This window comes from Cupriavidus sp. MEYA8, from assembly GCF_059278825.1.
The window spans coordinates 2602719-2615627 of the sequence record NZ_CM181221.1; the positions used below are offsets into that span (position 1 = coordinate 2602719).

The 12909-nt window shown below is 67.7% G+C and carries 12 protein-coding genes; 9 read left to right on the forward strand and 3 right to left on the reverse strand.

Annotated elements, in window-relative coordinates; genetic code table 11:
- The first annotated feature begins 323 nt into the window (after window positions 1-323).
- From AC5WJ1_RS12140 to AC5WJ1_RS12160, 5 genes are all read left to right on the forward strand, one after another.
- Window positions 324-593 (forward strand): hypothetical protein, encoded by a 270-nt coding sequence (locus tag AC5WJ1_RS12140; protein WP_116320898.1) that lies wholly within the window; start codon window positions 324-326, stop codon window positions 591-593.
- 50 nt (window positions 594-643) lie between these two features.
- Window positions 644-913, forward strand: coding sequence for a hypothetical protein (locus tag AC5WJ1_RS12145; RefSeq protein WP_133093058.1), 270 nt, complete (start codon window positions 644-646; stop codon window positions 911-913).
- A 91-nt stretch (window positions 914-1004) separates the two neighbouring features.
- Window positions 1005-1277: a hypothetical protein gene (locus tag AC5WJ1_RS12150; protein ID WP_133093059.1), complete on the forward strand. Its 273-nt coding sequence runs from the start codon at window positions 1005-1007 to the stop codon at window positions 1275-1277.
- Between the two features lie 115 nt (window positions 1278-1392).
- Entirely contained in the window at window positions 1393-1635 is a 243-nt protein-coding gene (locus AC5WJ1_RS12155; RefSeq protein WP_133093060.1) for a hypothetical protein, read from the forward strand.
- An 859-nt stretch (window positions 1636-2494) separates the two neighbouring features.
- Window positions 2495-4393, forward strand: coding sequence for a DEAD/DEAH box helicase (locus tag AC5WJ1_RS12160; protein WP_494476150.1), 1899 nt, complete (start codon window positions 2495-2497; stop codon window positions 4391-4393).
- Between the two features lie 83 nt (window positions 4394-4476).
- Here the strand turns inward: AC5WJ1_RS12160 and AC5WJ1_RS12165 are convergent, their stop codons facing one another.
- Together AC5WJ1_RS12165 and egtD are read right to left on the reverse strand one after the other, a co-directional pair.
- A complete protein-coding gene (locus tag AC5WJ1_RS12165) occupies window positions 4477-5736 on the reverse strand; it encodes an SUMF1/EgtB/PvdO family nonheme iron enzyme (protein ID WP_195427349.1) in 1260 nt (419 codons plus the stop codon).
- 154 nt (window positions 5737-5890) lie between these two features.
- Window positions 5891-6994: an L-histidine N(alpha)-methyltransferase gene (gene egtD / locus AC5WJ1_RS12170; protein WP_195427348.1), complete on the reverse strand. Its 1104-nt coding sequence runs from the start codon at window positions 6992-6994 to the stop codon at window positions 5891-5893.
- Window positions 6995-7518: 524 nt separating this feature from the next.
- Here egtD and AC5WJ1_RS12175 point away from each other — a divergent pair.
- The 4 genes from AC5WJ1_RS12175 (at window position 7519) to ilvA (ending at window position 11456) form a co-directional block, all read left to right on the forward strand.
- Window positions 7519-8223, forward strand: a complete 705-nt coding sequence (locus AC5WJ1_RS12175) for a TerC family protein (RefSeq protein ID WP_133093064.1) — start codon at window positions 7519-7521, stop codon at window positions 8221-8223.
- 131 nt (window positions 8224-8354) lie between these two features.
- The gene (locus AC5WJ1_RS12180; protein WP_133093065.1) at window positions 8355-9149 is read left to right on the forward strand and encodes a thymidylate synthase; all 795 of its coding nucleotides are present in this window, start codon (window positions 8355-8357) and stop codon (window positions 9147-9149) included.
- A complete protein-coding gene (locus AC5WJ1_RS12185) occupies window positions 9146-9646 on the forward strand; it encodes a dihydrofolate reductase (protein ID WP_116320889.1) in 501 nt (166 codons plus the stop codon). The genes AC5WJ1_RS12180 and AC5WJ1_RS12185 overlap by 4 nt, the downstream gene beginning before the upstream one ends.
- 214 nt (window positions 9647-9860) lie before the next feature.
- Window positions 9861-11456, forward strand: a complete 1596-nt coding sequence (gene ilvA / locus AC5WJ1_RS12190; protein WP_494476151.1) for a threonine ammonia-lyase, biosynthetic — start codon at window positions 9861-9863, stop codon at window positions 11454-11456.
- A gap of 47 nt (window positions 11457-11503) precedes the next feature.
- Here ilvA and pmbA read toward each other — a convergent pair whose 3' ends face one another.
- Entirely contained in the window at window positions 11504-12871 is a 1368-nt protein-coding gene (gene pmbA / locus AC5WJ1_RS12195; RefSeq protein WP_133093068.1) for a metalloprotease PmbA, read from the reverse strand.
- Window positions 12872-12909 lie beyond the last annotated feature (38 nt).

Sequence of the window (12909 nt, forward strand, 5' to 3'; positions counted from 1 at the left end):
TGCGCTGCCGGCACGCAACGCCGTGCGCGTGCGGCGCCGGCATTCGTCGGCCGCGATCGGCGCCGACTGTCACTGCGGGGCCAACACCGGCGCCACACATGTTGGCCGGGCACCGCCATCCAGTGGCCCGCAATGGCGCACACGACCGGTGCCGGAAAGCCGACATGCCCGTCAAAAACCCCTTGTTTTCAGGCATTTGCGCGCGGCGCGCGCAGCCGGCTGCGGCGCTGGCACGCTCCCTGCGATATCCCAACCGAGCGCGACACCAACCCGATGCTCGAATCCAAACCCAAACGCAATACCTTCCGCCACTGGAGACCATCATGACCACGCTGACCATCAAGGACCTGTCCTCCGCCGAAACCCTGGACCGCAAGGGCATGCAAGCCGTGCGCGGCGGCATGACCTACATGCCGTTCGCCGCGGTGTACATGCCGCTGAAGCTGTCGATCGACAAGAGCATCACCGCCACGCAGGAAATCGCGCAAATGCAGTCTGTCACCAACCTGAACGGCAACGGCTCCGCGTTCCTGGACCACGTCAAGTCGAACGTGCACACCAACCAGAACGCCACCAACAACATCTACGGCTGAGCCCCGCGCCATAGCTGCCCACTCACACATACCGAGACCCGGAGACCATCATGACCACGCTGACCATCAAAGACCTGTCCGCCGCCGAAACCCTCGACAGCAAGCGCATGCACGCCGTGCGCGGCGGCCTCGCCTACCTGCCCTTCGCCGCCGTCTACGCGCCGATCAAGCTGGCGTTCGACGGCAGCATCGACGCCAAGCAGTCGATCGCACAGATGCAGACCGTTACCAACCTGAACGGCAACGGCTCGGCCTTCCTGGATCACGTCAAGTCGAACGTGCACACCAACCAGAACGCCACCAACAACATCTACGGCTGATCCAGCCACGGCCGCGGCGCGCGGTGGCCATATGCAAGCCCCGCGCCAGCCGCTCCGGAACCCTCATCGAATCACCTGAAGGAGCGCCATCATGTCATCCATCATCGTTCGCGACCTCGCCGTCAGCAAAGACCTCGACCGTGCCTCGCTGCGCGCCGTGCGCGGCGGCAATTCCTGGCTCACCCGCGGTGTCGGCAACGTCGGCCCGCTGGCCAACGTGACCGTCAACGTCAACCAGAACATCGCCCAGCTGCAGAGCATCAATGTCAACACGCTCAACAACAGCTTCGTCGGCCACGGCGCAGGCCCTGTGAGCGTCGATGTCAACCCGTCGCAATGGGCCGGCAACTTCGCCGCGGTCTGAGCGCCTGGGTAATACGGGGAGCGGCGGCCGGCCCGCGAGTGCACCGCGGGCCGCCGCCTATACTGAAGCGGTCCCGCGGCCGCATGGCCGTGGCGCCGCATTACCGGAGACAGCCATGGCAGTAATCGTCATCAAGGATTTGTCCGACAGCGTGGATCTCGACCGGCAGGCCATGACCGCCATCCTGGGCGGCGGGCGCACCGCCGGCGGCCAGGGATGGCATGGGCTGCGGCGCAGCGGACCGGCGCGCATCGTCGATTACCCGGGCGGCCTGCCCGGCAATCGCCACGTGATGCCGCGGGAAGTCCCGCTGGGCCGGTTGCCCCGAAAACCTGCAGACAAGGGGACGGGCGGCTAAGCGCGGGCGGCAACGGGTAGAGAGAAGCGGTCGATCAAATGAAAAGCCCGCCAGTCACTGGCGGGCTTGGTTGCGGACGGGCCCGGACCTTCTCGGTCACGCGGTCAACAGTTCGGTCATTCTTTGCCAGGCAGGCTTCCCATGATTCCGCCCATGAAGCGGACGCCCATCCGGACCACCCGGAGAGTCGCAGGAAGACTGGCGCTTGGGGCAATGACCGCAATGCTTGCCGCTAGCAGTGGCGCAATGCCGCTGGAGGAGGTCAAAGCGGGAACGTTTTTCGTCCGCCCCGTGCGGGCATCCTGTGTGCTCGCGCCTCCAGTATAGGCAGGGGCCGCGGCCTTTCAACCCGGCCGGCGCCTGCGGCGCGCCAGGGTGTCGCCAGCGGCGCATGCAGGTGACGCCAGGCTGACATATCTGGTTACGTTTTCGCAGTGCAACAAAATTTTCTCACTCTGCTATAATCCGCGCCGTGAGTTTCGCAACTGTGAGATCCGCCAACCGCCCGGCACCGGCTTCACCTCAATGCCGCGGCGAATCCGCTGCCCTCCCAAGCTCTGTTTCCTCGCTGCCGGACGCCTAGTTGTTGTTTGCGCCAGCCGCCCAGCAGAACGCACCGCTCACCTGACGTCGCCTCGTCTCCGATCCTGTTGAACAGCCTGAAACCTGAGCTGTTTGCCTGCCAGGGACATGGCCGGACCGCCCAGCGGAACCAGCCAACGCCCTGCCTGCCGCCGTACTGCCAGCTGTGTCTGTCGTAACGGCCTCACCGATTGGCGCCGAAGCCTTTTTAAGACTTTGCACTGCGCCCACCCCATTCTGCGTTCGGGGTGCCATGCATTTATTTGATCATTACGACATGACCCAGCACGACATTCGTGCGGAGCAAGCTATTGCCTCCGCGACCGACGCTTCGATCACTTCCGACGCTGCCCAGATTATCGAGAGCCCGCTCGACAAGCTCGACGCCATGCTCAACGGCAGCCCGGCAGCCGAAGCCCAGGCCGCCACTGAAACCGCTGCGACCGAAAGCGGCTTTGCCAAGCTTGGCCTCGACGCGGCCATCCTGCGCGCGCTTTCCGAACTGAACTACAACACGCCGACTCCGGTGCAGGCCCAGGCCATTCCCGCCTTCCTGGCCGGCCGCGACCTGCTGGTGTCGAGCCAGACCGGCTCGGGCAAGACCGCCGCATTCATGCTGCCGGCGATCCAGCGCATCAGTGAAATGCCGGCGCCGCAGCGCTCGACTGAACCCGCCAAGCGCATGAAGGGCAAGCGCCCCCGTCCGTCGCCGGCCCAGCCCGCGCTGCTGGTGCTGACCCCGACGCGCGAACTGGCGCTGCAGGTGACCGAAGCCGCCGCCAAGTACGGCCGCAACCTGCGCCGCATCGTCTGCGCCAGCATCCTGGGCGGCATGCCCTACCCCAAGCAGCTGGCCGCGCTGTCCAAGATGCCTGACATCCTGGTGGCGACGCCGGGCCGCCTGCTCGACCATATCGACGCCGGCCGCATCGACCTGTCGGCACTGCAGATGCTGGTGTTCGACGAGGCCGACCGCATGCTCGACATGGGCTTTGCCGACGACATCGACGCCATCGTCAACGCCACGCCGGCTTCTCGCCAGACGCTGATGTTCTCGGCCACGCTGGATGCGCGCATCGCCCAGCTCGCCTCGCGCCAGCTGAAGGATCCGCAACGCATCGAGATCGCCGCGGCCCGCGCCGACCAGAGCCATATCGAGCAGCGCCTGCACTACACCGACGACATGTCGCACAAGGAGCGCCTGCTTGACCACCTGCTGCGCGATGTCGGCCTGAAGCAGGCCATCGTCTTCACCGCGACCAAGCGCGATGCCGACTCGCTGGCCGAGCGCCTGTCCGACACCGGCTTTGCCGCCGGCGCGCTGCACGGCGACATGACCCAGGGCGCGCGCAACCGCACGCTGACGGCCCTGCGCCGCGGCAACCTGCGCATCCTGGTGGCCACCGACGTGGCCGCACGCGGCATCGACGTGCCCGACATCACCCACGTGGTGAACTTCGACCTGCCCAAGCAGGCCGAGGACTACGTGCACCGCATCGGCCGCACCGGCCGCGCGGGCCGCTCGGGCATCGCCATCAACCTGGTCAACCACGGCGACGTGTTCCAGTGGCGCCGCATCGAGCGCTTTACCAACCAGCGCGTCGACGCTTCGGTGATCGAAGGCCTGGAGCCGCGCCGCCAGCCCAAGCCGCGCTCGAACTTCGGCGGCAAGCCGGGCGGCCGTGGTGATTTCCGTGGCAATGGCGGCGGCTACCGTGGCGGCGAACGCAGCTTCGGTGACCGCAAGTTCGGCGGCAACGGCGGCGAGCGCAGCTTTGGCGACCGCAAGTTCGGCGGCGAAAGCCGCGGCTTCGGCAACCGCACGGAAGGCGCGCGCCCGTTCGGCGACGACAACCGCGGCGGCTTCGGCAACCGTGAAGGCGGCTACCGTGGCCAGGGCGGCAATGGTGGCTACCGCGGCGGCAACGACGGCGCCCGTGGCTTCGGCAACCGCGAAGGCGGCCGCAGCTTCGGCGATGACAACCGCGGCGGCTTCGGCAACCGCGATGGCGCCCGCAGCTTCGGCGACGACAACCGCAACGGCGGCGGCTACCGCGGCAACGGCGAAGGCCGCAGCTTCGGCAACCGTGACGGCAACCGCGGCTTTGGCGGCGGTTATGGTGGCAACGGTGGCAATGGCGGCAACCGCAACAGCCGCTCGCGCTACGAGCGTTGATGGGCCGGTGCGCTGAGCGCACCTTGCCACCGGCAGCAAAAAGGGCACCCGAGGGTGCCCTTTTTGCATGCGCGCGAAAGACGCTACAGCGCGCAGGTCCGGAAGCCGACGAACGCCAGGTCATCCTCCGGCAGCAGCGCCCAGCGCGCCCGCGCATGGCGCAGCCGCGACGGGCTGGCGAACGATACGCCGCGCACCGCCTGGTGCGTGCTGAAGCGGCCGACAAACTCGCCGTCCGACGGCGCCGCGTTGAAGCCCGCGTAAGGCTCGTACGGCGTCGCCGTCCACTCGCGCAACGCGCCCCATTGCAGCCCGCGGTTCTGCGTGGCTGCCAGCTCCCATTCCGATTCCGCCGGCAGGCGCCGGCCGGCCCACACACACCACGCCTGTGCTTCGAACAGCGTCACGTGGCGCACCGCTTCGTCGGGATTGAGCGTGCGCAGCGTGCCGAAGCGCTCCACCATCCATTGGCGCGAGTCCGGATGGCGTGACCAGTAGCGCGGGGACGAGCGCTCCTGCGTCATCAGCCACTGGCGGCCCGACGCCGACCACCACGCGGGCCGCTCGTAGCCGCCGTCTTCGATGAATTCCAGGAACTGCGCGTTGCTGACCGGCGCGACATCCATCTCGAAGGCCGGCACATAGGTCGGTTGCGGCGGCAGTTCGTCGGGCCACGCAAAGCCGTCCGCCTCGCTCCAGCCCAGCGTGAAGCGCCCGCCCGGGAACTGCAGCGTGCCGCCCTGCCCGGCTGGCCGGGCAAGGCCCGTGGCGGGCGCCGATTCCGCGGGCGCCATGCCCAGCGCCTGCAGCAGCGCGGCCAGCCCCTCGCCCTGCCCATCTTCATGGAACAGCGCGCGGCGGTACGGGTACAGGGTCAGGTCGCTGTCGCCGGGCAGCAATGCCACCCGGCGCAGCAAGCCGTCGAGCACATCGGCGGCATAGCGCTTGACCACGGCCACGTCGGGCAGCGTGACTTCCCAGCGCTCGTCCGGGCCGATACGGTCGGGATCGAACCATTCGTCGGCGCCGTCGAGCAGCGAGGGCTCGGACGCCACCGGCACCGGCACGCCGCCGCGGTCTACCTGGCGCACGCCGCGCAGGCACCACCACTCCGCATGCCAGGCAACATGGCCCAGTGTCCATAGCGGCGGGTCGGCGTCATACTGGCGCGGCACGTCCCAGGCGCGGCGGGTCTGGCCGAACGGTGCCAGCCATGCCAGCGTGCGGTTGCGCGTCTCGACCAGCGCCTGCGCCAGGCCTTCGCGCGGCAGCCGGCGCGGGTCGGACCAGGCCGCCTTGCCGCCGGTGAAATAGAGATCGGGAAGCATGGGAAAGCCGCTCATCGACAATTCCGCGCAGTTCGCAGTTAGATGGAGTGGGGAGGCAATGGCCGCACCGGCGTGCAGCCTGCAGCGCACGCCGGTGCGGCCATTATGACACCACCTGCCGGCCCTGCCCGGAGCAGCCCGGCGGCAACCCGGGGCAGGGCCGGCAGGCTCAGCCGCGCGCGTGGAACACCGCGAACCAGCCGCGCGGATCGGTCCAGCAGACCGGGTCCTCAAACCCGGCCGCTTCGAGCAGCAGCGCGAAATCGTCAGGCTTGTACTTGTACGAATCCTCGGTGTGGATGCGCTCGCCCGCGCCGAACTCGCGCGCGCCGCCCTCCCACTGCACGCGCACGTCGCGGCATGCCGCCAGGTGCATCTGGATGCGCGACGCCTCGCGGTCGAAGCTGGCCACGTGGCGCCAGTCTGCCAGCACGAAGTCGGTGCCGACGATCCGGTTCACGTTGCGCAGCATATTGCGGTTGAAGGCAGCGGTGACGCCCAGCGCATCGTCGTAGGCGGACACCAGCGCCGCCTCATCCTTGTGCAGGTCGACGCCGATGAGCACGCCATCGCCGCGCCCTGCCGCGCCGCGCAGCCGCTGCAATAGCGCCAGCGCTTCCATCGGGGAGAAATTGCCGATGCTCGAGCCCGGGTAGAAAAACAGCCGCCTGCCGCGCCTGACATTGCGCGGCAGGTCGAACGGCGAGCACAGGTCGGCGCCCAGCCCCAGCATCGGGATGGCGGGATGTTGCTGCTGCAGCGCCGACAGCGTCGTGCGCAGGAAATCGACCGAGATATCGAGGGCCACGTACTGTGCCGGCCGCAGGCTGCCGAACAGGCGCGCGGCCTTCTCGCAATTGCCGGCGCCCAGGTCCACCAGCACGCAGCCGCTGCCGGCGCGTGCCGCGATGGCGGGGGCGGCGCTGGCAAAGATCGCTGCCTCGGTGCGTGTCGGATAGTACTCGGGCAGGTCGGTGATCGCCTCGAACAGGCGCGAGCCCAGCACGTCGTAGAAGAACTTGGGACTGATCGCGGCCGGCTCGGCGCACAGCCCGGCCAGCACTTGCCGGCGCAGGGCGCCGCTGTCCTCGCAATACTGCTGCACGAACTCGGGCTGTGGCGGCGGGCGGTGGGCGTGGCCGTCGGCCAGGGCGACCAGCGCGGGCTGGGCGCCGGGCGCCGGCGAGACGGCATGGCCGTTGTGGTGGTTGCGGGGAGTGGTCTGCTGGGTGTGCTGGGAAGGGGCGTTCGGCGGGTTCGGGACAGCCGGCATGACGTTTCCTTGTGTGGTCGCGAATGGTCACTGCTTCACTGCGTATTCCCCAAGGTCGCGCTGTGCATGTCGTGCGCGCCGGTCTCCGCAACCCGCTCCTGTGCTGTCCGGCGCGCATCGGGCGGAACCGAGCTTCAAGGATAGGTGCATCCGGCGGATTGCGCACCGTTGCATGCCGGGAGGGGCACGATGCAGCACCCACCGCAACTTGAGTCGGTATCTCCCCTAATGCGCCACACCGGCAACAGTTCGTTTATAATGCCGCCCAGCGCGGCCTCCGTGGCCCGCGACCCTCAAAGGGGAGTAGCTCCGGGGCTGATGCCCTTAGCACAATCGTCATTCCGGGACTTCGTCTCCGGTTGTGCTGACCACCGGTGCGCATACCGCGCTTGTGGTCGAGCAAGACCTTTGCAACCTGGACTTCATGGTTTGCAAAGGCGCCCCCATGCCCCGTGCTCCGCGAATCCAGGCGAACCAACGTTAAGCGTGCGCGTTTGCGCTGTTTTGTACCCTGAGGAGAGTTCATGGAGTGGTTTACCGATCTGTTCACGATGCAGTTCCTGACGGCGCTGCTGTCGATTGTCGTCATTGACCTGGTGCTGGCCGGCGACAATGCCATCGTGATCGCACTGGCGGCACGCAACCTGCCCCCGCACCTGCAAAAGAAGGCCATCATCTGGGGCACCATCGGTGCCGTGGTGGTGCGTTCGGCCATGACGATCGGCGTGGTCTGGCTGCTGAAGATCCCCGGGCTGCTGCTGGTCGGTGGCCTGGCGCTGGTGTGGATCGCCTACAAGCTGCTCTCCGACGAAGGCGGTGAAGAAGGGCACGGCTCGGGCGCCGCGACCCTGTGGGGCGCGATGAAGACCATCATCATCGCCGATGCGGTGATGGGCGTGGACAACGTGCTGGCCGTGGCCGGCGCCGCGCACGGCAGCTTCCTGCTGGTGGTGCTGGGCCTGCTGATCAGCATCCCCATCGTGGTGTGGGGCTCGAGCCTGGTGCTCAAGCTGATGTCGCGCTTCCCGGCCATCATCTACGTGGGCGCGGGCGTGCTGGCGTTCACGGCGGTCAAGATGATCGTGCACGAGCCGCTGGTCAAGGCCTTCTTCGAGGCCAACCCGGTAGTCAACTGGGGCCTGTACGTGCTGATCATCGGCGGCGTGCTGGGTGCCGGCTACCTGGTGCAGAAGCGCCGCGACCAGCAGGAACCGGCTGGCAGCCACTAAGGCTTGCCGCCGTGCCGGGGCAGCCGCCCCGGCCCGCTGACGGAAGGGCCGCCCGGAAGGGTGGCCCTTCTTGCTTTAAAATGCCTGCTTTGCGGGTCCAGCGCCCGCGTCACATCCCCTGCCCCGCGCCGATGAAACAGTATCTCGACTTCATGCGCCATGTGTACGAGCATGGCACCGACAAGGCCGACCGCACCGGCACCGGCACGCGCTCGGTGTTCGGCTACCAGATGCGCTTCGACCTGCGCGAAGGCTTCCCGGTGGTGACCACCAAGAAGCTGCACCTGAAGTCCATCATCCTGGAACTGCTGTGGTTCCTGCAGGGCTCGACCAACGTGCGCTGGCTGCAGGAAAACGGCGTCAGCATCTGGGACGAATGGGCCGACGAGAACGGCGAACTGGGCCCGGTGTACGGCTCGCAGTGGCGCTCGTGGCCGGCGCCGGATGGCCGCCATATCGACCAGATCACCGACCTGATGGCGCAGATCCGCGCCAACCCGGACTCGCGCCGGCTGATCGTGTCGGCCTGGAACGTGGCCGATATCCCGCGCATGAAGCTGCCGCCCTGCCACGCGTTCTTCCAGTTCTACGTGGCCGACGGCAAGCTGTCGTGCCAGCTGTACCAGCGCAGCGCCGATATTTTCCTGGGCGTGCCCTTCAATATCGCAAGCTATGCGCTGCTGACGCACATGATCGCGCAGCAGGCCGGGCTGGAAGTGGGCGACTTTATCTGGACCGGCGGCGACTGCCACATCTACAACAACCACTTCGAGCAGGTGCAGACCCAGCTGGCGCGTGAGCCACTGCCGCTGCCGCGACTGAAGATCGTGCGCAAGCCCGACAGCATCTTCGACTACCGCTACGAAGACTTCGAACTGGACGGCTACCAGTCGCATGCCGCCATCAAGGCACCGGTGGCCGTATGACGATCCTGACGCTGGTAGTCGCCAAGGCCCGCAACGGCACCATCGGCCGCGACAACACGCTGCCGTGGCGCCTGCCCGAAGACCTGGCGCATTTCAAGCGCACCACCATGGGCGCGCCCGTGATCATGGGCCGCAAGACCTGGGACTCGATCGGCCGCCCGCTGCCGGGCCGGCGCAATATCGTGGTCAGCCGCAACCCGGACCTGCGCATCGAAGGCGCCGAGGTGGCAACGTCGCTGGAAGACGCGCAGCGCCTGTGCGTGGGCGTCGACCAGATTTTCCTGATCGGCGGCGCGCAGCTGTATGCCGAAGCGATGCCTTGCGCCGACCGGCTGGTCGTGACCGAGATCGATGCCGACGTGGAAGGCGACGCCTTCTTCCCGCCGATCGACCGCACGCAATGGCTGGAAACCGCGCGCGAGACGCATCATTCCGAGGCCAACGGCTTCGACTATGCGTTCGTCACCTACGATCGGCCGCCTTCGGAAGAGTCCTGAGCCGATGCCGGCGGCATTGACAAATCCCGCCGCATCGCCCAAAGTCTGCCCCATGGACCGCCGTCACCTCCCCATCGCGCGAATTATTCGCACCATTCTCCGAATGGTGGGTTAGCGCGCGTCCAGAACCAGATTTCCGCAAACACCCGCCCTGCAGGCGGGTGTTTTGTTTTCCGGCTCCAGGGCAATCGACAACGAATCCCGGAGCCACTCCATGCAAGCCACTGCCGAAGCGACCACCGAAGTCGCCACCGAAGTCGCCACCTCCGCCGCATCCGACCATCACGCCTACCTGAAGCGCATCCTGACCGCGCGCGTCTACGATGTGGCGCGCGAGACGGAGCTGGACTTTGCCAGGCACCTGTCCGCGCGGCTGCACAACCAGGTCTACCTCAAGCGCGAAGACACCCAGCCGGTGTTCTCGTTCAAGCTGCGCGGCGCCTACAACAAGATGGCGCACCTCAGCCCGGAAGCGCTGCGGCGCGGCGTCATCACCGCCTCGGCCGGCAACCATGCGCAAGGCGTGGCGCTGTCCGCGGCGCGGCTCGGCGTGCGCGCGCTGATCGTAGTGCCGACCACGGCGCCGCAGGTCAAGGTCGACGCAGCGCGCGCGCACGGCGGGCCCACCGTCGAGGTGGTGCAGGCCGGCGACTCCTATACCGACGCCTACCGTCATGCGATGCAGCTGCAGGCCGAGCACGGACTGACTTTCATCCCGGCATTCGATGACCCCGATGTCATCGCCGGCCAGGGAACCGTCGCGGCGGAAATCCTCAACGCGCACCGCGGCCCGATCCACGCGATCTTCGTGCCGATCGGCGGCGGCAGCCTCGCCGCGGGCGTGGCCACCTACGTCAAGGCGGTGCGGCCGGAGATCAGGGTCATCGGCGTGCAGACGGACGACTCGTGCGCGATGGCGCAATCGGTGCGCGCAGGGCGGCGCGTCGAGCTGGAGGAAGTGGGACTGTTCTCGGACGGCACCGCGGTCAAGCTGGTCGGCGAAGAGACCTTCAGGCTGTGCCGGCGCTATCTGGACGAGATCGTCACCGTCGACACCGACGCGCTGTGCGCGGCGATCAAGGATGTGTTCGAGGACACCCGCAGCGTGCTGGAACCCGCCGGCGCGCTGGCGGTGGCAGCGGCCAAGCAGTATGCGATGCGCGAGGGCCTGCGCAACCAGACGCTGGTGGCGGTGACCTCCGGGGCCAATATCAACTTCGAGCGCATGCGTTTCGTCGCGGATCGCGCCGAACTGGGCAATGCGCGCGAAGCCATGTTCGGCGTGACGCTGCCCGAAACCTGCGGCGCGTTCCGGCGCCTGTGCGCCCGCGTGGGCCACAGGCAGATCAGCGAGTTCACCTACCGGATTGCCGATGCGCAGACCGCGCACGTCTTTGTCGGCATGCAACTGCGCACGGCCGGCGAGGCGACGGAGATCCTCGACACGCTGCACGCCGACGGCTTCCCGGCGATCGACCTGACCGCCGACGAGGTGGCCAAGGAGCACGTGCGGCATATGATCGGCGGCCGCTCGCCGCTGGCGCGCGGCGAGCGCCTGTTCCGCTTTGAATTCCCCGAGAAGCCGGGGGCATTGATGGCCTTCCTGTCGGCGCTGGCGCCGGACTGGAACATCAGCCTGTTCCACTACCGCAACCAGGGCGGCGATACGGGATCGGTGCTGGCCGGCATTCAGGTGACCGACGAGGTGACCGACGGCCAGGTGCAGGCTTTCCGCGAGCGGCTGGCCACGCTGGGCTATCCGTGGCAGGAAGTCAGCGACAACCCGGCGTACCGCATGTTCCTCGCGTAAACGCAAGCGAGCCGCCCGCAGGCGGCTCGCCAGTCGGTCAGTGCCGATCAGTTGCCGGCGATGGTCATCTGCTCGATCAGGATCGAGCCGGTTTCCTTGGTGCCGCGGATCAGCGAATCGGCGCCGATCGCAACGATCTGCTGGAACATCTCGGCCATATTGCCGGCAATGGTGATTTCTTCCACCGGGTACTGGATCACGCCGTTCTCGACCCAGTAGCCCGACGCGCCGCGCGAATAATCGCCGGTGACGTAGTTGACGCCCTGCCCCATCAGTTCGGTCACCAGCAGGCCGGTGCCGAGCTTGCGCAGCATCGCCGGGAAGTCGTCGCCAGGCTCGGTCAGGTTGCTGTGCAGCGTCAGGTTGTGCGAGCCGCCGGCGTTGCCGGTGGTCTTCATGCCGAGCTTGCGCGCAGAATAGGTCGACAGGAAGTAGCCCTGCACCACGCCGTCGCGCACCACGTCGCGCTCGCGCGTGCGCACGCCTTCCTCATCGAACGGGGCGCTGCCCATCGCGCCCGGGGTGTGCGGCTGCTCGTGGATCTGCACGTGCGGCGCGAACACGGCCTTGCCCAGCGTATCGCACAGGAAGGTGGACTTGCGGTACAGCGCCCCGCCCGACACCGCCTGCACGAAGGCGCCCAGCAGGCCGGCGGCCAGCGGCGCCTCGAACAGCACCGGGCAGCGGCGCGTGGACAGCTTGCGCGCCTGCAGCCGCGCCAGCGCGCGCTCGGCGGCGTAGCGGCCGATGTCCTCGGGGTTGGCCAGTGCCAGCGGCGCGCGCTTGGACGAGTACCAGTCATCGCGCTGCATGCCGCTGCCGCTGCCGGCGATCGGCGCGCACGAGATGAAATGGCGCGAATACGGATAGCCGCCCGAGAAACCGCGCGTGGTCGCCAGCACGAACTGCGAATGCTGCGCCGACACGCTGGCGCCGTCGCTGTTGCGGATACGCGGCGACACCGCGAAGGCGGCGGCCTCGGCGCGGGTGGCGATGTCGATGGCGGCCTCGGCATCGATGGTCCACGGATGGAACAGGTCCAGGTCCTGCGGCGAGCGCTCCAGCAGCTCTTCCTCGGCCAGGCCCGCACACTCGTCTTCCGCGGTGAAGCGGGCGATGTTGTAGGCTGCCTCGGCAGTGGCGCGCAGCGCGGCCGGCGAGAAGTCCGAGGTGCTGGCATTGCCGCGGCGCTTGCCGATCATGACCGTGACGCCGACCACCTTGTCGCGGTTCTGCTCGATCGTTTCCACCTGCCCCTTGCGCACCGATACGGACAGGCCGCTGCCTTCGGAGATCTCCGTGGCGGCGTCCGTTGCGCCCAGCTCGCGTGCCACACGCAGCACATCGGCGGCCATCTCGCTAAGCTGGGCCTGGGTGTAGGTGAAATGCGCGGTCTGTTCTGCGATCTGGTCCATGGGGGATCCGTGCCTGGGGGTCATCAAAAGTCCAAGCG

Excerpts from the sequence above, each read along its gene's own strand:
- AC5WJ1_RS12165 (WP_195427349.1), bottom strand. The coding sequence starts at position 5,736 with ATGAGCGGCTTTCCCATGCTTCCCGATCTCTATTTCACCGGCGGCAAG.
- AC5WJ1_RS12150 (WP_133093059.1), top strand. The coding sequence starts at position 1,005 with ATGTCATCCATCATCGTTCGCGACCTCGCCGTCAGCAAAGACCTCGAC.
- AC5WJ1_RS12185 (WP_116320889.1), top strand. The coding sequence starts at position 9,146 with ATGACGATCCTGACGCTGGTAGTCGCCAAGGCCCGCAACGGCACCATC.
- AC5WJ1_RS12175 (WP_133093064.1), top strand. The coding sequence starts at position 7,519 with ATGGAGTGGTTTACCGATCTGTTCACGATGCAGTTCCTGACGGCGCTG.
- pmbA (WP_133093068.1), bottom strand. The coding sequence starts at position 12,871 with ATGGACCAGATCGCAGAACAGACCGCGCATTTCACCTACACCCAGGCC.
- AC5WJ1_RS12155 (WP_133093060.1), top strand. The coding sequence starts at position 1,393 with ATGGCAGTAATCGTCATCAAGGATTTGTCCGACAGCGTGGATCTCGAC.
- egtD (WP_195427348.1), bottom strand. The coding sequence starts at position 6,994 with ATGCCGGCTGTCCCGAACCCGCCGAACGCCCCTTCCCAGCACACCCAG.
- AC5WJ1_RS12160 (WP_494476150.1), top strand. The coding sequence starts at position 2,495 with ATGACCCAGCACGACATTCGTGCGGAGCAAGCTATTGCCTCCGCGACC.
- AC5WJ1_RS12180 (WP_133093065.1), top strand. The coding sequence starts at position 8,355 with ATGAAACAGTATCTCGACTTCATGCGCCATGTGTACGAGCATGGCACC.
- ilvA (WP_494476151.1), top strand. The coding sequence starts at position 9,861 with ATGCAAGCCACTGCCGAAGCGACCACCGAAGTCGCCACCGAAGTCGCC.
- AC5WJ1_RS12145 (WP_133093058.1), top strand. The coding sequence starts at position 644 with ATGACCACGCTGACCATCAAAGACCTGTCCGCCGCCGAAACCCTCGAC.
- AC5WJ1_RS12140 (WP_116320898.1), top strand. The coding sequence starts at position 324 with ATGACCACGCTGACCATCAAGGACCTGTCCTCCGCCGAAACCCTGGAC.